The organism is Flexivirga sp. G2 (assembly GCF_055397625.1).
In genome coordinates this window covers 873,875-893,121 of record NZ_AP039675.1, presented here as the reverse complement: position 1 = coordinate 893,121, position 19,247 = coordinate 873,875, and the positions used below count along the sequence as shown (strand labels likewise).

Below are 19,247 nucleotides of genomic sequence, written 5' to 3'. Positions count from 1 at the left end.
TCGCCCGCGGCCGCCCCCTGTACGGCCACCCCTCTTTACGGCCACCCCTCTTGCCGAATGACGGCTTCTTCGGCGAGTGACGGCCGTATCCGGCCGTCACTCGCCGAAGAAGCCGTCATTGGGCATCGTGTGGGCCGGTAATCCAAGGCTGTCCTGCGTGGACAGACGCGGATGATCGGAGCAGAGTCGGGGTATGAGCAGACTGCTGACCGACGAGGAGATCGCCCGGCAGGTGGCAGCGTTGCCCGGCTGGTCCCGTGACGGCGACACGCTGCGATCGGCATACAAGGCAACGTCGTTCGCGCGCGCGATCGAGTTCGTGGATCTGGTCGCGACGGACGCCGACCAGATGAACCATCACCCGGACATCGAGATCTCCTACACCTCTGTTCGCTGGGCGCTGTCGACGCACAGCGAGGGTGGCATCACCCAGCTCGACATCGAGTTGGCGCACCGGATCGGCGAGGCCGCCGAGCAGACCGGCGCGCAGGTGGCCGAGTGACGTCGTCGGTGGAGCCGCACGAGGGTGAACTGCAGGACGAGGGACTCAACAGTCGGCTCAACTGGCTGCGCGCCGGGGTCCTGGGCGCCAACGACGGCATCGTCAGCGTCGCGGGCATCGTCGCCGGTGTTGCCGGTGCCACGACCGACCGCAACAACATCGCCATCGCCGGGATCGCCGGCCTCGTGGCCGGCGCATTGTCAATGGCCGCAGGCGAATACGTCTCCGTCAGCACGCAGCGCGACAGTGAGCGTGCGATGCTGCGCAAGGAGAAGCAGGAGCTGCGCGAGCTGCCGGACGAGGAGCTCGAGGAACTCACGCAGATCTACCAGGCGAAGGGTCTGCGGCGTGAGCTCGCATCCCAGGTCGCGCACGAACTCACCGAGCACAACGCCCTCGAAGCGCACGCCGAGGCCGAGCTCGGCATCGACCCGGACGACCTCACCAACCCGTGGCACGCGGCCGGCGCATCGTTCCTCGCCTTCACGGTCGGAGCGCTCATCCCGTTGATCGCGATCCTGCTGCCGACACCCACCCTGCGCGTGCCGATCTGTTTCGTGGCGGTCGCGATCGCCTTGATGATCACCGGTGCCGTGAGTGCCCGGCTCGGCGAGGCTCCGCAGCGACCGGCCGTCATACGCAATGTGCTCGGCGGCATGCTCGCGATGGCGATCACGTATGGCGTGGGAAGTCTGGTCGGTACGGCGGTCTGACCAGCCGTTCGACGCGGCGTCGCTAGCCGAGGCGTTGCAACGTGCTCTCGATCACTGCCTCGACTCTGGCGGTCATCCCGGACCCATCGACGGGACGACGTCGGGCGACCTGGCGCCGGATCCACTTCGACTGACTGTCGTCGTGGTGCAGGAGTGCGTAAAGGTCCCACCACGGATCGAGGGTGATCCCGACCATCCGCTCATAGACCGACCGCAGGTGCTCGGACCACTCGGGTGAGTACAGCGCCGCCAGGTATCGCCGGCAGTGCCCGATATCCACGGCACGAGACCCCCGATGGACACTGTTCCAGTCGAGCAGCCCGGAGATGCTCCCCCGCGACCACAAGATGTTGACGGGCAGGAGATCGCCGTGCAGAAACACGGCGTGATCCTTCGGCGGCGTTGCCGCCATGGCACCGAACGCGGCCTTCCACACAGCAGGTTTCCGCGCCCCGGCCGGCACCTGCAGCTCTGCTGCCGGAGCGATCCAAGAGTCGGTCCAGGGTCTGAACACCTTGGCCGGCAGGTCAAGGGAATGCAGCGCGACAGCGAGCTCCGCGATCCTCGCCATCCATGACTGCGGATCCACCGGACTCAGGTCGAGATGCCCCGGCAACCGCGTCATCAACAAGGAGGGCGCACCTCCTGTCATGGCACCGTCCACGTCGGCGGCGAGCACCCTCGGGACCGGAAGCCCGCTGTCTGCCACCGCAGCAAGGTTGGATATCTCCGCCTCGGCCGTCGCACTCAGCCCACGCCCCTGCGGATACTGCCGCAGTACGACGAACGAGCGCACACCGTCACGCTCGACGGTCAATCGGTTGACCACGGAGGAGACACCGCCGGTCATCCGACGATGCCCGACGACGCGACTCCCACGACCCATCACGGCCGCGACCCAGACAAGGGTCTCGGCGGAAGGTCGTCGCTGCGTGAACGCGCCATCCCTCCAGTCGGCCGACATGAGCGTGAGCGTATTCGCCCACGACCCGGCGCCATAGCCGGTTTCGAACCGCCGCCACCCCGATCTGCCAGCGGGAGGGCGTCGCTGCCGGCGCCCGATGTGGCAGTTCGGGCCTGCTTTCGGTTCGTCAGCCACCCGATGGGACCTGCCACGCCATTCCTGATGCTGTCCTCATCCGAAATCCTTGACGAGCGTGTCGTCCGACTCGCCGGCGAGGGCGCCGACGCGATCGAACCCGACTGGCACGACGCGTCCGACCTGTCGCCGATGCGAGTGGTTGGCGACGATTCTCCCGGGGATAGTCGTGGCCAATTTTTACGAATTTTGTTCGGGTATGCCTATACGCTGTCGACTATCCTTGATATCCTGTATGTACGCGAAAACGCAGCCAGGGGAAGGGGATTCGGCCGATATGAACCCTTCGATGACGCCCGACTCTCGCCCTGCAGGGGTCTCGTGAACGTGACCGACGTTCCGCGTGCCGAGCCGGGGCGCGGCCCGGAGGTGCTCACCGGCCTGGAGACAGCCATGACGCTGCTCGACGAGGTCCCGGATGTCATCCACCAGTTGAGCGGCGCCGACGAGGACCGGCTCGTGACAGTCCTGCTGCGACTGCACGGGCGGTCCGCACAGGTCGCCACGGTGGCAACAGCGGACGCAGTCGACCGCGGCGCGGTCGCCGAATCAGATGCCGCGAACACCAGTCAGTGGCTGCTGAACCACGTGGCTGGCGATGCGCCGGTCGAACCCAAAACCGTGCGAGTCATCGCGTCCGTTGCCGACGCCTGCCGGGAGCGGAAGAACCAGGTGATCACGGCCGCGTTGCGGGAGGGGACGTGTTCGGTCGACTCCGCCAAGACAGCGTTGACCCAGGCGGACAAGGTGGCACCCGTCATACCCACGGCCGACCGGGACGAGGTGCTCGGCTGGTTCCTGCAAGTCGACCCGGCGCTCGGCGCGGCAGGGTTGACGCAGTTGACCCGGCGGATCATCGACCGCTTCAACCCCGACCGACTCACCCACGATGACGAGAAACTCGAACAAGCTGAATCCCTCACCTGGGGCACCACACCCACCGGGATGACACGGTTGGTGGCGGAACTGGCACCGGTGAACGCGGCCATCCTCAAAGAAGCCATCACCGCCAAGTCCGCACCACGACCCGCCAAACCAGTTGACGGTCCTGGCGGCTCGGCATCGGCCGGTCCCGGTGATCCGGTCCGGGATGAACGCTCCCCCGGCAAACGCCGCGTCGACGCGCTCATGGACTTGATCGGCGCCGGTGCACGCGTCGCTGCCGGTGACGGAGTCCAAGCCGGCGCAGCCACCGTCCTGCTCACCATGGGCTTACAGGAACTGCTGGACGGGCACGGCGCCACCACCACCGACGGTAACGTCATCGACGCCGGAGCCGCCCGCCGCCTCGCCTGCACCGCAGACCTCATCCCCGTCGTCCTCGGCGGACCCAGCCAACCCCTGGACGTCGGCAGACGAGAACGATTAGCCACCAAAGCAATCCGCGCCGGAGCAATCTTGCGAGACGGCGGATGTTCCTTCCCGGGATGTGATCGACCACCAGGTTTCTGCGAAGTCCACCACATCAACCCCTGGTGGGCAGGTGGCGCAACCTCGTTCATCAATTCCGCGCTGCTGTGCGGCAGGCATCACCAGATCGTCCACCGCAACGGCTACACCGCGCTGGTCCGCCCCGACGGCGTGCACTGGAACCTGACACCAGGACTCATGGGCAGCCACCACACCGTCGCAGCCTGACGCGACCACGCCAGGGGACGGGACCTCGAGACCCTTCGAGACCCTTCGAGACGCCCGCTCGTCCCCCTTCGAGACGCCCGCTCGTCCCTCACGGGCTCCTCAGGGCACGCTCACGCTCGTGCCCCTTCGAGACCTCCGCTCGTCCCTCGCGGGCTGCTCCTCAGGGCGAGGCTCACCGGCTCCTCGGGGCGAAGCTCACGAAATCCTCAAGGCTCGGCTCAGGGCACCAGGACGGGCTTGTCATGACCGCGATGTGCAGCGACGTCAATAGCAGTCCGACCGGACGATCACTTGCCCGATCGATCTCGCTCGATCAGGGCACCGGCGCGCTTGATGATCCGGGTCACCTGCCACACCTGCACCTGGGATACTCCCTCCAACCGACCGACGTCCTCGGACACGAACCGATAGAGCTCCTCGGAGTTCGCGAAGGCGACGGTCGCGGTGAGGCTCGTGGCGCCTGTCGTGGCGCCACAGAAACGCACGGCCCGGTGCGACCCCAGCGCCTCCCCGGCCGCGTGCAAGTGGGCCGGCGCGACCGTCAGTACGACGCGGGCGGACAGGGGGACACCGAACGCGTTCTCGTCGATGTCGACGTCGAAGTAGAGCACACCGGCCTCACGTAATTCGTTGACCCGTCTACGGATTCGGGCGTCAGTCCAATCACCACCGACCGCGCCACGCAGCTCGGCATACGTCGCCCGCCCGTCGGTCATCAGCACCCGCAACATCGACTCGTCCGATGGCGTGAGCTCCACGGTGCGCCCGGTGCGCACGACCACCGTTCCTTCATTGAGCCGCGCCTCGTCGTCCTCGGTGAGGAAGTCCTCCCCGATCCGCCAGTCCCGCGTCGTGGAGCCGCGGAAGATGTGCAACACATTGGCCGCCTCGATCCCGGTGATCGGCACGGTATGCGGCAGTTGCCGCAGCAGCAGCTCCTCCTGGTCGTCCAGGGATCGTGGCCGTAGCACGCAGTCGACCTCGGTGCCTCCCCCCATCAGCGCGACCCATTGCGTGTCCTCGCGGGCCGCCAGCGCGCGGCCCACGCTCGTAGCTGAGTCCGGCCGACAGAAGAGCCGCAGCATCCAGTTCTGCCGACCGAACGGGGTCGGGTCGACGAAACCGATCACCCGGACCGCGGCAGCGGCGCGCAACCTGCGATAACGACGCGCCACCGTCTGCTCGGAAACCCCGAGCACCGTGCCGATGACCGCGAACGAGGCACGCGGCGCGGCCTGTAGGCAATGGGCGATCTTGGCATCAAGAGCGTCAACCGCGGCGGATTCTCTTGCGTGTGCGCTCTTCATGGCGGAAATCTACGCCAACTACGTCCCGGCTGGAATATTGCGCACCACTGCCGGAGCCTGGATGTCGATTGCCCGTGTCGATTCCCGCACCTCTCGGACGTCATCAGGGCACAACAGCTTCACGACTGACAGGACGGATACCTCATGCGTAAATGGCTACCGCTGGTCACGATCTGCATCGGCACGCTGATGCTGCTGGTGGACGTGACCATCGTCAACGTCGCACTGCCCGACATGGCGGTCAATCTGCACACCAGCTTCAGCTCGCTCCAGTGGGTGGTCGACATCTACGCCCTCGTGCTGGCCGCGTTCCTGCTCGGCATCGGCTCGTTCGCTGACCGGGTGGGTCACCGGTCGATGTATGTCGCCGGCCTCAGCCTCTTCGCAATCGCCTCTGCTGCATCGGGATTCGCCGACAACGCGGGTGTTCTGATCACAGCCCGCGGTGTGCAGGGTCTTGGTGGTGCCGCGATGTTCGCGACGACGTTCGCACTGCTGAACAGCAGCTACAACGGCCGCGACCGTGGCACGGCATACGGCGTGTGGGGTGCAGTCTCGGGCGCCGCAGCGGCCATCGGCCCGATCGCCGGCGGCCTGCTCACCGAGCACCTCTCCTGGCGCTGGATCTTCTTCGTGAACCTGCCGTTCGCGATCGCCGCGATCGTGCTCTGCTTCATGGTCCTCGGCACCGGGGCTCGCCACCGCGCACCGCTGGACCCCGCCGGCATCGTCACCTTCACGCTCTTCGCCGCCGCGCTCACCTACGGACTCATCCGTGCCAACGAGGACGGCTGGGGCGACGGGCTCGTGCTCGCCTCCTTCCTCGTGTCCGTGGTCATGCTCGCCGCGTTCGTCGCATTCGAGTCGCGGACCGACCACCCCATGCTCGACCTCGGCCTGCTGCGCAACCGCATCTTCACTGGTTGCCTGATCGCCGGATTCGTCCTGTCGGCAGCAGCTTTCGCGTATCTCACCTACGCCTCCATCTGGCTGCAGTCGGTCCGTGGCATGTCGCCGGTCGAGGCAGGTCTGGCGACGCTGCCGCTCGCCATCGCCGCATTCGTGACCAGCGCGGCCGTCGGCCGTCTCACGCACGGCGACCGCAACTGGCTGGCGATCGGACTGGGCATCGGGTTGACCGGCGTCGGCGGTCTGGTCGTCGCCTTGCAACTGAACAGCGCGGACGTCACCTGGACCGCACTCGTCGCGGGTATGACGGTGACCGGAGTTGGCGTCGGCCTGGCCGCCCCGACGCTCAGCTCGACGGCGATGTCGGTCGTCCCCCTCGAACGCGGCGGTATGGCGGCCGGCGCGGTCAACACCGCCCGGCAGCTCGGGTTCGCGCTCGGAATCGCTTCACTCGGAACGCTTTTCGCCGTTCGCATCCAGTCGTCGCTGACGGCGCACTCGATGCCGCACGCATCGGAGGCTGCCGACGCGATCGCGGGTGGTCAGGCCAAGTTGGTCCTCGCCCACGCGCCGATCCACGCACATGCCACGACCGACCATCTCATCCACCTGTCGTCGGTCGACGGCCTGCAACTGACGGCACTGGTCGCCGGGGTCCTGGGCGTCGTCGGCGGCGTGGTCGCAGGAGCTCTCATCCGGCCGTCGGCACGCCCGGCCGCTGCGGAGGTCGCGGACGACGCAGCGTCGGCTCGGCATACATTGACGGTATGACGATTCTCGATGCGAACATCGCCCGCCTCGACGGCACTCCGGACACGCTGGCCGGCATCACCGAAGGGCGTCCCGCCCTGCTGGTGAATGTCGCCAGCAAGTGCGGACTCACCCCACAGTACACCGCGCTCGAACAACTCCAAAAGGACTACGAATCCGAGCGATTCACCGTGATCGGCTTCCCGTGCAACCAGTTCGCGGGCCAGGAGCCCGGCTCGGCGGAGGAGATCCAGGAGTTCTGCAGCGCGACGTACGGCGTGACCTTCCCGTTGACCGAGAAGATCGAGGTCAACGGGAAGGACCGGCACGCGATCTACCGCGAGCTGGCCCAGGCCGCGGACGAGGAGGGTCGCGACGGTGACATCCAGTGGAACTTCGAGAAGTTCGTGATCGACGCCGATGGCACCGTCGTGCAGCGCTTCAGTCCGCAGGTCACTCCCGACGACCCGCGCGTCATCGCCGCCATCACGTCCACGCTCGGTTGAGACCCGACGTGCGCCTGCGGGCGCTCGGTGAGGCGGACATAGCGGCCCACAACGCCGCAGAGGACGCCGAGATCATCCGCTGGCTCACCGGCGAGCAGGGCACCACCGAGTCGACGCGTCGTCACTTCGCGGCATTGGCTGCGAACGCCGAGCGTGGACAGGGCAAACGCGGCTTCGGGGTCGTCGTCGACGGTAGACTCGGTGGGTATGTCGACTGCGATCCCGACAACAGCGACGGGCTCGAGCCGGGTGAGCTCGGCATCGTGAACATCTCGTACACGACACATGCGTGGGCACGCCGTCGAGGTGTCGCCACGCGCGCGGTGGCGCTCATCTGTGACTACATCGGCGTCCACCGCATCGGCGACCGGGCCGCGTTGCGCATCGAACCGGACAACGTCGCGTCGCTCGGCGTCGCCGAGCGTGCGGGCTTCCGGTTCGACCGCGACTTCCTGTCGGCCACGGACACGCACCCGGACGGAACACCACGTCGAATGCGGTTGTACCTGCTCGACATCTGAGTCCCTTTACCCATCCGAGGCACCGGGCGCGCCGAACCACGGGCATGACGGATGCGCTCTTTCCACGGGTCCGAGCCGCGTTGTGCGGGGTGATCTCGGTCGTGGTCGGGCTCGCCGCCGGGCAACTGGTCGCTGCCGTGCGCGACCCGGCGACCTCGCCGGTGCTGGCGGTCGGCTCCGGAGTCATCGACCGAACGCCGACAGCATTGAAGGACTGGGCGATTCGCCAGTTCGGGACGCACGACAAGCTCGTGCTGCTGTCCTCGGTGATCGCCGGCGTGCTGATCATCGCGGCCGTCTCGGGGCTGATCGCCCGCCGCCGCGTCGCGATCGGAGCCGGCATCCAGGTGGTCATGCTGGCGATCGCCGGTTACGCGGTGCTGGACCGACCGTTCGCCCGCCTCGCGGACCTCCTGCCGACGGTCACTGCCGGTCTCTTCTCGCTCCTCGCGCTGCTCGTGTTGCTGTGGTTCGACCACCAACCGGCCTTGCGCCGGCGCACCTCCCCGACCACGGGTCCCCGGGCCGTCGGCGCCGGACGACGCGAGTTCGTCGTCGCGGCCGGTGTAGGCACAACTGCCGCTGTCGCCGGGTTCCTCGGTGCTCGTCAATTGTCCGACGCCCGGTCCGGCATCGATGTGCACATCCCCACACCGGCAGAACGTGCACCGGCGTTGCCGCGCGGTGTGGACAGCACCGTGCCTGGTGTCACACCACTGCGCACTCCCAACACGAAGTTCTACCGCGTCGACACCGAGCTCTCCGTGCCGACGCTGAATGCTTCGAGCTGGTCCTTGCGGATCGATGGTGATGTCGAGAACCCCTATGAAATCACCTATTCGGAGCTCCTACGTCGACCCCTTGTCGAACGCAACATCACCATCACGTGCGTGAGCAATGAGGTCGGCGGCGGCTACGCCGGAGGCGCGACCTGGCGTGGCGTGCTCACCCGGGACCTGCTGCGCGAGGCCAGGATCAAGGCTCCGGACCGACCCGACCTGCAGGTGCTGAGCACGTCCTTCAACGGCTTCACGATCAGCACACCGCTCGGCGCGCTCACCGATGATCGTGGCGCGATGCTCGCGGTGGCCATGAACGGACGACCGCTTCCCCGCGCCCATGGCTTTCCGGCACGGCTCGTGACTCCTGGCCTCTACGGGATGCTGGGTTGTACCAAATGGGTCACGCGGCTGACCGTGACGACATACGCCGACAAGAAGGCCTACTGGACCGAACGCGGCTGGACGACGGATGGGGAGATCAAACCGACCGCCCGCATCGATGTCCCCGGGTCGTTCGCGTCGGTGCAAGCAGGACGGGTGATGATCGGGGGCACTGCGTGGGCACAACGTCGCGGCGTGCTGCGCGTGCAGGTCAGCATCGACGGCGGCCATTGGCAGGACGCCACCATGGGACCGGACGTGAACCTCGATTACTGGCGCCAGTGGTACTTCGCGTGGAACACCGAGCAGAAGGGCACGCACAGTGTCCGGGCGCGAGTCGTGTACGGCGATGGCCGGGTGCAGACCGCGACGCGTGCGGGTGTGTTCCCCAACGGTTCGAGCGGTATCGAGGAGAAGAGTTTCGTCGTGCACTGACCTCCGGTCACCGACGACCCATCCATACCGCCCCCGGCTCCGAATAACAGGTGTTCTCAGGCATTCACATCACTCATAGGAGTTGGGTCCCATGAAGTCACGTCTCACCGTCTCGCTCGGCACCGCGGCCCTCCTGGCCGCCTCTCTCACCGCATGCGGGTCATCGGGCTCCAGCGGCGCCGGCGGCAGCAGCTCCGCCGACTCGATGAAGAGTTCGTCCGCGATGAGTTCGCCGGCCATGGGTTCGGGCGGCGGCAGTTCGAGCATGGGCGGTGCTGCCAATGCGGCCAAGCCGTTCGGGGCCGCATGCTCGACGGTTCCCAAGAGTGGCAAGGGCTCCTTCACCGGTATGGCGCAGGATCCGGTGGCGACGGCGGCATCGAACAACCCCGCACTGTCGACCTTGACGACCGCGGTGAAGAAGGCCGGCCTGGTCGACACGCTCAACAGCGCGCCGGCCCTGACCGTGTTCGCACCGGCCAACTCGGCGTTCGCCAAGTTGCCGAAGGCCCAGCTGAACGCCGTCCTCGCGGACAAGGCGAAACTGACCACCCTGCTGACCGGACACGTCGTCAAGGGTCGGCTGAGCCCGAAACAGCTTGCCGGACAACACAAGTCGCTGGCCGGCACGACGATCAAGGTCGCGGGGTCCGGCGAGAAGTTCACTGTCGACGGCAACTCCAACGTCGTGTGCGGCAATGTGCAGACCTCGAACGCAACGGTGTACATCGTCGACACCGTGTTGATGGGCAAGTAAGAGCGACTGTGCGGTTCTAGCCATGTCGATGCTGGTTGCGGAGGAACCCCGGGTAAGAATGGGGGACGTGGCCGTCCGCAATGTTCCCGCGCTGGCCGACCTGCTCCGGCAGGTCGGCCAGGGCGACGACGCGGCCTTCGCCCAGCTGTATGACGCCACCGCCGCACGCGTACACGGGCTCGTGTGTCGGGTGCTGGTCGACCGAGCGATGAGTGAAGAGGTCACCCAGGAGGTGTTCCTGGAGGTATGGCGGACCAGCCCGCGGTTCGACCCGGCACGCGGTTCCGCCTTGTCCTGGCTGTTCACGATCGCGCACCGCAAGGCGGTTGACCGGGTCAGGTCGTCCGAGGCAGCACGGCACCGTGACACGGCATACGCCGTCACGCAGAACGAGCCGGAATACGATTCGACGGCCGAGCTGGTCGATGGGTCGCTGCGCGCGGAGTCCGTGCGGGCTGCGATCTCGCAGCTGTCACCGGTGCAGCGAGAAGCCGTCGAACTTGCGTATTTCCAAGGGATTTCACAGGCCGAGGTCGCACAGCGTCTGGACATACCTCTCGGCACGGCCAAGTCACGGATCCGTGACGGATTGTTGAAACTGCGAACGACACTGGGAGGTGAGGCATGACCGACGAACACATCGATCCGATCGATTACGTGATGGACGCACAGGATGAGGTCAGCCGTCGCCGCGCCGACCAGCACCTGAAGCACTGCGCGCAGTGCCGCGCCGAGGTCGCCGAGTGGCGCGAGGCCACGTCGGTCCTCGCCGAGTCGCCCGCGCATGTTGATCCACCGGCCGCGCTGCGCGACTCGATCCTCGCCGCAGCCTCGACGACCCCGCAGGACAGCATCGATGCGGAGATCGAGCCGACGCGGGACGACACACCCGAACCGACGACCGGGCCGAAGCAACCGCCACGGCTCCGCGCTCGATGGCTGCTCGCGGCCGCCGCCGCGGTGGTCCTGCTGGTTGCAGGTGGTGTGACGGTCGCCGTACACCCCTGGTCGCAGAGCCAGACGGTGTCGGCAGTCGCGAAGGTGACCTCGGCTCCGGACGCGCAGCGGGCGAGCAAGCCGGTCGACGGCGGCTCGCTGGAGATGGTCTTCTCCACCGCGCAGGAGAAGGCGGTCGCAACACTGCGGGGCGTCGCCCCGGCCGCCGACGGGAAGGTCTACCAGGCGTGGCTCATCACCCCGTCGGGAATGGTTGATGCCGGTCTGCTGCAACCCGGCAAGCCGACCGTGCTGAACGGCAGCATCGCGCATGCCAAGGGGGCCGCCGTCACCGTCGAACCGGCCGGCGGATCCACGCAACCGACCAGCAAACCGATCGTGTCGATCTTCATGAGCTGACCGACCCATCCGTTCGTCACCCGGTGACGAACCCCTGACGACCATCGATCGTCGAGGGAGTTGTGGTGGATCATTTCGCGGTCGTGGGCAGCGGCGTCTCCGGACTCGTCGCTGCGCACGTGCTGGCCCGCAGGGCGCGGGTGACCGTCCTCGAGGCCGACAGTCGTCCGGGCGGGCACGCGCACACGCACGACGTGCCGCTGCCGGATGGTGGCACGGTGCGCGTCGACACCGGGTTCATCGTGCACAACGACCGCACCTATCCGACCCTGTGCCGCCTGTTCGACGAGCTCGGCATACCGACCCGACCGACCGACATGAGCATGTCGATCTACTCCGAGCGCACCCACTGGCAGTATGCCGGTGGCAAGGGCGTCGGTGGTGTCCTTGCCGACCCGCGCACCGTTGTCCGGCCCACGTTCCTGCGCATGCTGACGGAGGTGCGTCGATTCCATTCCGCGGCACGGGAATTCCTCACTACCGCCGACGACGCCACCCTGATCACCATCGGTGACTGGTTGTCCGATCGCGGCTTCTCAACAGCCTTCCTGGACCACTTCGCGACACCGGTGGTCGCGGCCGTCTGGTCGTGCGCTCCGGCCGATGCAATGTCCTACCCGGCCCGCAGTCTGCTCACCTTCCTGGAACACCACGGGATGCTGTCGGTCTCCGGCTCACCGTCCTGGCGCACCGTCGCCGGTGGGTCTCGCACGTATGTCGACACGCTGCTGGCCAACCCGAACATCGAACTGCGCTGCGGCACACCGGTTCGAGCCGTCGTCGCCCGACGTGACGCGGTGACGGTACAGACCGATCGGGACGAGCACGACTTCTCCGGTGTCGTGATCGCGGCCCATCCGAGCGCGGCGCTCGACATGCTCAAGTCCCCCACGGTGCCGCAGACAGACGTCCTCGGCGCACTGCGCTACTCCCCCAATCCGGCTCAATTGCACACGGACTCGTCGCTGCTGCCGTCCGCCCGTCGTGCCCGTGCATCGTGGAACTACCGGCTGCCGATCGATCCACGCGACGGCGTCCTCGTCTCCTACGACATGACCCGGTTGATGCATCTGCCGGTGGTCGACGGGCGCCGCTTCATCGTCACTCTCGGCGGCGCCGACCGAGTGGATCCGGCGTCGGTCATCGCGGACATGACCTATGAGCACCCGCTCTACACAGCCGAGTTCGTGCGCGCGCAGGCGCGGCTCCCGCAGATCGACGAGCGTCGCATCGTCTTCGCCGGCGCCTACCACGGATGGGGGTTCCACGAGGACGGCGCAGTGTCCGGCAAGCGCGCCGCGGAGGCCCTCGGAGGTGCCTGGTGACGCCCACGGCATACCTCGCGACCGTGCGGCACGTGCGCACCAGTCCACTACGACACGACTTCACCTACCGCACCGCCACCTGGGCGATTCCCCTCGATGGCACCGATCCGAGTGACGGAATCCCCTGGTGGCAGCGACTGTTCATCAGATTTCGCGCATCGGACCACCTCGGCGACTCCACGAACTGGCGCGACAACATCGTCGCGTTCGCCGCATCGCATGGCCTCGATGCATCGTCGTGGCAGATCCTCGCGCTGACCGGAGCGGCAACCGCTGGTTACGCATTCGACCCGCTCACTCTCTATTGGTGCACCACCTCCACCGGAGAGCTGGCTGCCGTCGTCGCCGAGGTCCGCAACACGTATGGCGAACGACATGCCTACCTCGTCCGTCCGGATGCTCACGCGGTCGCGCGAGCCGAAAAGCGGCTCTACGTATCGCCGTTCAACGACGTCAGCGGCAGCTACACCATGTCCCTCCCTCCGCCCGACGAGTCCGGCTTCGATATCCGGGTGACCCTGCATCGCCCCGGCGAGCCGCCCTTCGTCGCGACCTGGCGCGGCGTCCGACCGACGTCGGTCGGTGACCGCCTCCGCCTCGGTGTGCACCTGCCGTTCGCCGCACAACTCGTCACAGCCCGCATCCGGCTGCAGGGCATCCGGCTCTGGGCCCGCCGATTGCCGATCCAACCCCGACCCGACCACTCCGAGGAGCTGACATGACCTTCTTCCGCACAGCGCCCCGCCCGAGCACCCCGCACATCCGCCCGGTGCTGTCCCGAACCGCCCGGCAGGACGGTTCCTCGACGGTGGTCGACTCCACGCGCTGGCCCGATGTCGCACGCAAGCCCCGCGGCTGCCGCGCCGCAGTCGCGGGCGCGATCGCTGCCCGCATCTTCCGATACGCCGTCTCCCGCTTACCGATTCGGGTCGAACTCCCCGACGGGCGCGTGCTCGGCGGTGACCAGCGCGCCGACGCACCGGTCATGACGATCCACGACCCGACCACGATGATGCGTCGCATCGGGACCGGGGGCATGGTGGGCTTCGGTGAGTCCTACCTCGCCGGCGAGTGGGACAGTGCCGAACTCACCCTGTTGATCGAAAAGTTCGCCCGTGGTGTCGACACCCTCGTGCCGCGCCCACTGCGTGCGCTCCGGGCAGTGGTCCTGCAACGACAGCCGTCCACGGACCGGCCGGACCGCGCACACTCGCGCAGCAACGTCGAGCGACACTACGACCTGTCCAACGACCTGTTCGCGTCCTTCCTCGACGAAACGATGTCCTACTCGAGTGCGCTGTACGGCCCGGATGACAACCTCGTCGCCGCACAGCGCCGCAAGATGGACCGTCTGCTCGACGAAGCCGAGGTGGGCTGCGGCACAGAACTTCTCGAAATAGGTTCTGGTTGGGGCGGATCGGCCCTGCGCGCAGCGCGTCGCGGTGCCCGGGTGCGCAGCATCACGCTCTCCGAGCAGCAACAGCAATGGGCCACAGCGATGCTCGCGGCGGAAGGTGTCGGCGCCAGCGCACGCATCGACCTGTGCGACTACCGCGACGTCGAGGGCAGGTATGACGCCGTCGTCTCGGTCGAGATGATCGAGGCGGTGGGTCTGGAATTCCTGGACACCTACTTCGCGAAGATCGCCGACTCCCTGCGCCCCGGCGGACACGCCGCCATCCAGGCCATCGTGATCCCCCACCGTCGCGCGCTGACGACCCAGCACACCTACACCTGGATCCACAAGTACATCTTCCCCGGTGGTGCGCTGCCGTCCATCCGTCTCATCGCCGAGGCGGCGGAACGTGCCGGGCTTCGGGTCACGCGCGACCTCGCGCTGGGTGACTCCTACGTCCGAACCCTCGACGCGTGGGCGAACACGTTCGCCGAAAATGCCTCGCACGTGGACGATCTCGGTTTCGACGCGACATTCCGTCGGATGTGGGACTTCTACCTTCGGTACTCCGAAGGCGGGTTCCGTGCCGGGTACCTCGACGTCCATCAACTGACTTTCGTCCGAGAGGCGACGGCGTGAGCTCCGTGCAGGTGGCCGGCATCGCCGAGGCGATCCAGGATGCCCTGCGCCCGGTGCTGCGCGGTCCGCTGCCGGTGCGACTGACCGCGTGGGACGGCAGCGTCGCGGGCGACCCGCAAGCGCCCCAGGTCCGGTTGCACGGTCCCGACGCGCTGCGCCGATTGCTCTGGCATCCGGGCGAACTCGGCGCCGCACAGGCGTATGTCGCCGGCGATGTGGAGCTCGGGACACCCATCGCGGAAATGCTGCAACATCTGCGCAGGGTCGGGACGGAGCGCGGGCTGGCCGGACGGGGTCCGGGGGTACGCGACATCGCGACCGCGCTGCGCGGCGTCCTCGGCGTCGGTGGCGTCATCGGGCGTCGGCCCGCGGACCCGCCCGCCCAGCTCAAGGTCGCCGGCAAACTGCACTCCCGCTCGCGCGATCGTGCTGTCATACACGGCCACTACGACGTCGACAGCGACTTCTACCGGTTGGTCCTCGACGAGCAGATGGCCTACTCCTGCGCCTACGTGACGGGCGCGGAACTGACCGGGACGGAGACCGCCGGTTACAGCCTCGAGGACGCCCAGCGCGACAAGCTCGACCTGGTCTGCCGCAAGGTGGGACTGGACCAACGGTCCGGGATGCGACTGCTCGACGTCGGCTGCGGCTGGGGCTCCCTCAGTCTCCACGCGGCCGAGCGGTATGGCGCACACGTGACCGGCGTGACCATCTCCACGGAACAGAAGGCGTTCATCGACAAGCGGATTCACGCGCGTGGCCTGCAGGACCGGGTCACCATCGAACTGCGGGACTACCGCGACGTGATCGGCCGGTATGACGCCGTCGCCTCGCTGGAGATGGGCGAGCACGCCGGCGACAAGGGCTATCCCGATTACGCCCGCGTGTTGCACGATGCCGCGACCGAGGACGCCCGCATCGTGATCCAACAGATGAGTCGTCGCGGCCGTCATCCTGGTGGCGGCCCGTTCATCGAGGCGTTCATCGCACCCGACATGACGATGCGGCCGGTCGGCGACACGATCGAGCTGCTGGAGCAGGCGGACCTGGAGGTGCGCGACGTCCACGGACTCCGCGAGCACTACGCGTGGACCATCCGGGCCTGGCGGGCGCGTTTCGACCGAAACCGTTGCGCCATAGAGCGACTCGTGCCTCCGGAGACCGTGCGGGTCTGGGAGCTCTACCTGGCCGGTGGCCTGCTGGCCTTTGACGAAGGGCGGATGGGCGTGGACCAGATCGTCGCGGTCCGCCGCCGCCGCGGACCGAGTGCGCTGCCCGCCATACGTCCGGCAGCCTGGAGCGACCCACGTGGCTGACTTCGCGTGGATAGCCATCGCCAGTGCGGTGGTCCTGGCGATCGTGCAGGGCGCTGCCGCCTACTGGTCCCATACGGCCGGCCGCTGGGCGGTCGCGGACGTCGCGTGGGGGCCCGGCCTCGCTGCCGTGTCGCTGCTCGGCCTGCTGACCGGTCCCGGCGGCTCCGTCCGCCGCATCGTGCTGGCCGTGATCGTCTGCGCCTGGGGCGCCCGGCTCGGTTCCCACGTATGGCGGCGGATGCGCGGTCACAACGACGACGATCCGCGCTATGTGCGGATGGCCGACGGCCGGTCGACCACGGCGATGATGTTGCGGGTCTTCGGCCTGCAGGGTGTGATCCAGTGGATCGTGTCGCTGCCGATCCAGCTCGTGGCCGTGAGCGCGGATCCGTCCGGAATCGCCGGAGCGCTGACGGTTCTCGGAGCGATGCTCGCAGCCGGCGGGTTGGTGTTCGAAGCGATCGCCGACCGCCAGCTCGAGCAGTACAAGAGACTCGACCCGCGACCGCGGGTCATGGACCGCGGCCTGTGGGGTTGGTCGCGCCACCCCAACTACTTCGGCGACGCATGCGTCTGGGTCGGGGTCTATCTGGTCGCCTGCTCGACGTGGCCGGGGCCGTTGACCATCGCATCCCCGGTGATCATGACGGGGCTGCTGGTCTGGGGCAGCGGCGTCCGACTGACCGAGCGCGCCATGGACGGGAGGCCGGGGATCGCCGAATACCGTTCAAGAACAAGCATCTTCGTTCCCCGGCCACCGCGACGCCCTTGATCGACACCCGGTGGCAAGTGCCTCACTCGGACGCGAGCGGCCCCTCCAGCTCGGCGCTTTCACTGTCCGACAGCACGACACGACCGGCCGCGACGTTCTCCTCGAGATGGGCAACGGACGAGGTTCCCGGGATGAGCAGCACGACATCCGACTGGCGCAGCAGCCAGGCGAGACCGATCTGCGACGGCGTGGCACCGAGCTTGTCCGCGAGTGAGCGGACCCGGGCGTCCTCGGTCACCTTCGGCATACCCGGGAAGGCCGAACCGAGCGGGAAGAACGGCACGTAGGCGACGCCACGCTCCGCGCACAGCCGCAGGGTCGCCTCGTCGTCGCGCTGCAACAGGTTGTAGGCGTTCTGCACGCACACCGCTCCGGCGTCGATCGCGGTGCGGGCCTGCGCCTGGGACACATTGCTGACCCCGAATGCCTCGAGCAGTCCCTCCGAGACGAGCTCCTGCATCGCGGTGAGCTGCTCCTCGAGCGGGTGATGGTTCTCCTCGCCGATCTCCTCCTTCGGCATCACCCGCAGGTTGACCACGGGCAGCCGGTCCACTCCGAGCTGCTCGAGATTGTTCCGCACATCCTGCTTCAGCTGCTCCGGCCGCTGCGCGGGCAGCCAGGCACCCGCCTCGTCACGGCGTGCACCGACCTTCGACAGCAGCACCAGATCATCCGAATAGGGATGCAGGGCCTCCCGGATCAGCGCATTCGACACGTCCGGTCCGTAGAACGCAGCAGTGTCAATGTGATTCACACCCAGCTCGACAGCACGGCGGAGCACCGAGATCGCTGCGTCATGATCGCGCGGCGGTCCCATGACGCCCGGTCCGGGGAGTTGCATCGCACCGAATCCGATGCGCTGCACGTCGTGCCCGGCCAGGGAGAAGGTTTCGTTCGTCATACCCCCACCTCAGCACACCCAGGGTCAACCGGACAGTGCAGGCCGAGCGGGACTCCACTGCGAATCCACCTGCCGCGGTCGAAGGCGGGCGAATCACCTGTTGTGATCCACGCCACTCTCTGTCATTATTTCGGTTAATCGATTTACGGAGTGCTCTCATGGTTGTCCGCCTGCGCGACGTCGCGGCAGCCGCCGGCGTCAGCGATGCAACAGTCTCGTTGGCCCTCGCCGGCAACTCGCGGATCTCCGCTGCCACCGCGCAGCGGGTCATCCAGGTTGCGAACGAACTCGGCTACCGCCCCAACTCGGCGGCGCGCGCCTTGCGCACGGAGTCCACCCGCAGCCTCGGGCTGATCGTGAGTGACGTCGCCAACCCGTTCTTCGGAGAGCTCGCCGGTGCCGTCGAGCGTCAAGCGGCACGCGAGGGCTACTCGGTGATCCTCTGCAACTCCGACGAGGACGCCGATCGGCAGGACGACTACCTGCTCAACATGCTGGCCGGAAGCCAGGTCGACGGCGTGCTGCTCGTACCGACCTCGTCCACGACGCCCGGTCTCCGCGCCGTCGCCGCCTCAGATGCAAAGGTCGTACTGCTCGATCGTCCGATCACCGTGCCCGGCAAGGGATCTGCGGCCGACAGCCTGCGCGCACTTCCCACCGTCAGCAGCGACTCCGGGCAGGCACTCGCCGATGCCGCGGAGTTGCTCACGACGCTCGGGCACCGGCGCATCGGCGTCGTCTCACCTCCACTGGACACACCTCTCGGTCGAGCTCGTCGCACACAGATCAAGGACGCGCTGGTGGGCGCCGGCGTGCGCAGCCGGGACATCTTCGTCGAGGAAGGCGACTTCCGTCTGGACAGCGGCTACCGGGCCACGAACGTGCTGCTGGACCAGCGCCGACCGACTGCGATCATCGCAGCGGACGGGCCAATGGGCGTAGGCGCCCTCAAGGCGCTGCGGGCACGCGGTCTGCGCGTCCCGCACGACATGTCGCTCATCTGCTTCGACGACGCACCATGGTTCGACCTCTTCGACCCACCGCTGACCACGATCGCCCAGCCCATCGAAGACCTTGCCAGGACGGCCGTCGCCACGATGCTCGCACTACTGCGAGGTGCGCCTCCAGCGAGCCTGCCAGCCGCGCATCCCGCCTGCCGATTCATCCGGCGATCGTCCTGCGGTGTTCCGGCCGAGTAGAGCCTCGTTCGTCAAGCACGGCATACATCATCGAAACAAC

Annotated in this window: 19 protein-coding genes; 16 read left to right on the top strand and 3 right to left on the bottom strand. The window is 67.4% G+C overall.

Going from position 1 to position 19,247, the window contains the following annotated elements; all coding sequences use genetic code 11:
- The first annotated feature begins 193 nt into the window (after positions 1-193).
- Together ACZ50J_RS04515 and ACZ50J_RS04510 are read left to right on the top strand one after the other, a co-directional pair.
- Positions 194-502 carry a 4a-hydroxytetrahydrobiopterin dehydratase gene (locus tag ACZ50J_RS04515; protein ID WP_464300079.1) on the top strand — a complete coding sequence of 103 codons (309 nt, stop codon included), beginning with the start codon at positions 194-196 and terminating at the stop codon, positions 500-502.
- A complete protein-coding gene (locus ACZ50J_RS04510; RefSeq protein WP_464300078.1) occupies positions 499-1,215 on the top strand; it encodes a VIT1/CCC1 transporter family protein in 717 nt (238 codons plus the stop codon). The genes ACZ50J_RS04515 and ACZ50J_RS04510 overlap by 4 nt, the downstream gene beginning before the upstream one ends.
- A 22-nt stretch (positions 1,216-1,237) precedes the next feature.
- Here the strand turns inward: ACZ50J_RS04510 and ACZ50J_RS04505 are convergent, their stop codons facing one another.
- Positions 1,238-2,179 carry a phosphotransferase family protein gene (locus ACZ50J_RS04505; RefSeq protein ID WP_464300077.1) on the bottom strand — a complete coding sequence of 314 codons (942 nt, stop codon included), beginning with the start codon at positions 2,177-2,179 and terminating at the stop codon, positions 1,238-1,240.
- 162 nt (positions 2,180-2,341) lie between these two features.
- Between ACZ50J_RS04505 and ACZ50J_RS04500 the strand changes: the two genes are divergently transcribed.
- Positions 2,342-3,952, top strand: a complete 1,611-nt coding sequence (locus ACZ50J_RS04500; RefSeq protein ID WP_464300076.1) for an HNH endonuclease signature motif containing protein — start codon at positions 2,342-2,344, stop codon at positions 3,950-3,952.
- A 287-nt stretch (positions 3,953-4,239) separates the two neighbouring features.
- Here the strand turns inward: ACZ50J_RS04500 and ACZ50J_RS04495 are convergent, their stop codons facing one another.
- A complete protein-coding gene (locus ACZ50J_RS04495) occupies positions 4,240-5,259 on the bottom strand; it encodes an AsnC family transcriptional regulator (RefSeq protein ID WP_464300075.1) in 1,020 nt (339 codons plus the stop codon).
- Positions 5,260-5,403: 144 nt separating this feature from the next.
- On the opposite strand from ACZ50J_RS04495, the gene ACZ50J_RS04490 reads away from it, so the two are divergent.
- The 12 genes from ACZ50J_RS04490 to ACZ50J_RS04435 all read left to right on the top strand — a co-directional run bounded on the left by ACZ50J_RS04490 (position 5,404) and on the right by ACZ50J_RS04435 (position 17,107).
- Positions 5,404-6,939 (top strand): MFS transporter, encoded by a 1,536-nt coding sequence (locus ACZ50J_RS04490; RefSeq protein ID WP_464300074.1) that lies wholly within the window; start codon positions 5,404-5,406, stop codon positions 6,937-6,939.
- Positions 6,936-7,424: a glutathione peroxidase gene (locus ACZ50J_RS04485; protein WP_464300073.1), complete on the top strand. Its 489-nt coding sequence runs from the start codon at positions 6,936-6,938 to the stop codon at positions 7,422-7,424. Before ACZ50J_RS04490 ends, ACZ50J_RS04485 begins: the two co-directional genes overlap by 4 nt.
- 8 nt (positions 7,425-7,432) lie before the next feature.
- Positions 7,433-7,945, top strand: a complete 513-nt coding sequence (locus ACZ50J_RS04480; protein ID WP_464300072.1) for a GNAT family N-acetyltransferase — start codon at positions 7,433-7,435, stop codon at positions 7,943-7,945.
- Positions 7,946-7,989: 44 nt separating this feature from the next.
- Entirely contained in the window at positions 7,990-9,543 is a 1,554-nt protein-coding gene (locus ACZ50J_RS04475) for a molybdopterin-dependent oxidoreductase (protein WP_464300071.1), read from the top strand.
- A gap of 91 nt (positions 9,544-9,634) precedes the next feature.
- Complete coding sequence (locus ACZ50J_RS04470; RefSeq protein WP_464300070.1) at positions 9,635-10,300, top strand: fasciclin domain-containing protein; 666 nt, start codon at positions 9,635-9,637, stop codon at positions 10,298-10,300.
- A gap of 58 nt (positions 10,301-10,358) precedes the next feature.
- The gene (gene sigK / locus ACZ50J_RS04465; protein WP_464301310.1) at positions 10,359-10,928 is read left to right on the top strand and encodes an ECF RNA polymerase sigma factor SigK; all 570 of its coding nucleotides are present in this window, start codon (positions 10,359-10,361) and stop codon (positions 10,926-10,928) included.
- Complete coding sequence (locus ACZ50J_RS04460) at positions 10,925-11,656, top strand: anti-sigma factor (RefSeq protein WP_464300069.1); 732 nt, start codon at positions 10,925-10,927, stop codon at positions 11,654-11,656. The genes sigK and ACZ50J_RS04460 overlap by 4 nt, the downstream gene beginning before the upstream one ends.
- Positions 11,657-11,721: 65 nt before the next feature.
- Positions 11,722-12,981: an NAD(P)/FAD-dependent oxidoreductase gene (locus tag ACZ50J_RS04455; protein WP_464300068.1), complete on the top strand. Its 1,260-nt coding sequence runs from the start codon at positions 11,722-11,724 to the stop codon at positions 12,979-12,981.
- Positions 12,978-13,703 (top strand): DUF1365 domain-containing protein, encoded by a 726-nt coding sequence (locus ACZ50J_RS04450; RefSeq protein WP_464300067.1) that lies wholly within the window; start codon positions 12,978-12,980, stop codon positions 13,701-13,703. Before ACZ50J_RS04455 ends, ACZ50J_RS04450 begins: the two co-directional genes overlap by 4 nt.
- Positions 13,700-15,016, top strand: a complete 1,317-nt coding sequence (locus ACZ50J_RS04445) for a class I SAM-dependent methyltransferase (protein ID WP_464300066.1) — start codon at positions 13,700-13,702, stop codon at positions 15,014-15,016. The genes ACZ50J_RS04450 and ACZ50J_RS04445 overlap by 4 nt, the downstream gene beginning before the upstream one ends.
- Positions 15,013-16,335, top strand: a complete 1,323-nt coding sequence (locus ACZ50J_RS04440) for a class I SAM-dependent methyltransferase (RefSeq protein ID WP_464300065.1) — start codon at positions 15,013-15,015, stop codon at positions 16,333-16,335. Before ACZ50J_RS04445 ends, ACZ50J_RS04440 begins: the two co-directional genes overlap by 4 nt.
- Entirely contained in the window at positions 16,328-17,107 is a 780-nt protein-coding gene (locus tag ACZ50J_RS04435; RefSeq protein ID WP_464300064.1) for a DUF1295 domain-containing protein, read from the top strand. Before ACZ50J_RS04440 ends, ACZ50J_RS04435 begins: the two co-directional genes overlap by 8 nt.
- A gap of 22 nt (positions 17,108-17,129) precedes the next feature.
- Here ACZ50J_RS04435 and ACZ50J_RS04430 read toward each other — a convergent pair whose 3' ends face one another.
- Complete coding sequence (locus ACZ50J_RS04430; RefSeq protein ID WP_464300063.1) at positions 17,130-18,008, bottom strand: oxidoreductase; 879 nt, start codon at positions 18,006-18,008, stop codon at positions 17,130-17,132.
- Positions 18,009-18,166: 158 nt separating this feature from the next.
- Here ACZ50J_RS04430 and ACZ50J_RS04425 point away from each other — a divergent pair, with 158 nt between their 5' ends.
- Complete coding sequence (locus ACZ50J_RS04425) at positions 18,167-19,207, top strand: LacI family DNA-binding transcriptional regulator (protein WP_464300062.1); 1,041 nt, start codon at positions 18,167-18,169, stop codon at positions 19,205-19,207.
- Positions 19,208-19,247 lie beyond the last annotated feature (40 nt).

Excerpts from the sequence above, each read along its gene's own strand:
- ACZ50J_RS04470 (WP_464300070.1), top strand. The coding sequence starts at position 9,635 with ATGAAGTCACGTCTCACCGTCTCGCTCGGCACCGCGGCCCTCCTGGCC.
- ACZ50J_RS04445 (WP_464300066.1), top strand. The coding sequence starts at position 13,700 with ATGACCTTCTTCCGCACAGCGCCCCGCCCGAGCACCCCGCACATCCGC.
- ACZ50J_RS04495 (WP_464300075.1), bottom strand. The coding sequence starts at position 5,259 with ATGAAGAGCGCACACGCAAGAGAATCCGCCGCGGTTGACGCTCTTGAT.
- sigK (WP_464301310.1), top strand. The coding sequence starts at position 10,359 with ATGGGGGACGTGGCCGTCCGCAATGTTCCCGCGCTGGCCGACCTGCTC.
- ACZ50J_RS04475 (WP_464300071.1), top strand. The coding sequence starts at position 7,990 with ATGACGGATGCGCTCTTTCCACGGGTCCGAGCCGCGTTGTGCGGGGTG.
- ACZ50J_RS04490 (WP_464300074.1), top strand. The coding sequence starts at position 5,404 with ATGCGTAAATGGCTACCGCTGGTCACGATCTGCATCGGCACGCTGATG.
- ACZ50J_RS04515 (WP_464300079.1), top strand. The coding sequence starts at position 194 with ATGAGCAGACTGCTGACCGACGAGGAGATCGCCCGGCAGGTGGCAGCG.
- ACZ50J_RS04505 (WP_464300077.1), bottom strand. The coding sequence starts at position 2,179 with ATGTCGGCCGACTGGAGGGATGGCGCGTTCACGCAGCGACGACCTTCC.
- ACZ50J_RS04460 (WP_464300069.1), top strand. The coding sequence starts at position 10,925 with ATGACCGACGAACACATCGATCCGATCGATTACGTGATGGACGCACAG.
- ACZ50J_RS04485 (WP_464300073.1), top strand. The coding sequence starts at position 6,936 with ATGACGATTCTCGATGCGAACATCGCCCGCCTCGACGGCACTCCGGAC.
- ACZ50J_RS04500 (WP_464300076.1), top strand. The coding sequence starts at position 2,342 with ATGCTGTCCTCATCCGAAATCCTTGACGAGCGTGTCGTCCGACTCGCC.
- ACZ50J_RS04425 (WP_464300062.1), top strand. The coding sequence starts at position 18,167 with ATGGTTGTCCGCCTGCGCGACGTCGCGGCAGCCGCCGGCGTCAGCGAT.
- ACZ50J_RS04430 (WP_464300063.1), bottom strand. The coding sequence starts at position 18,008 with ATGACGAACGAAACCTTCTCCCTGGCCGGGCACGACGTGCAGCGCATC.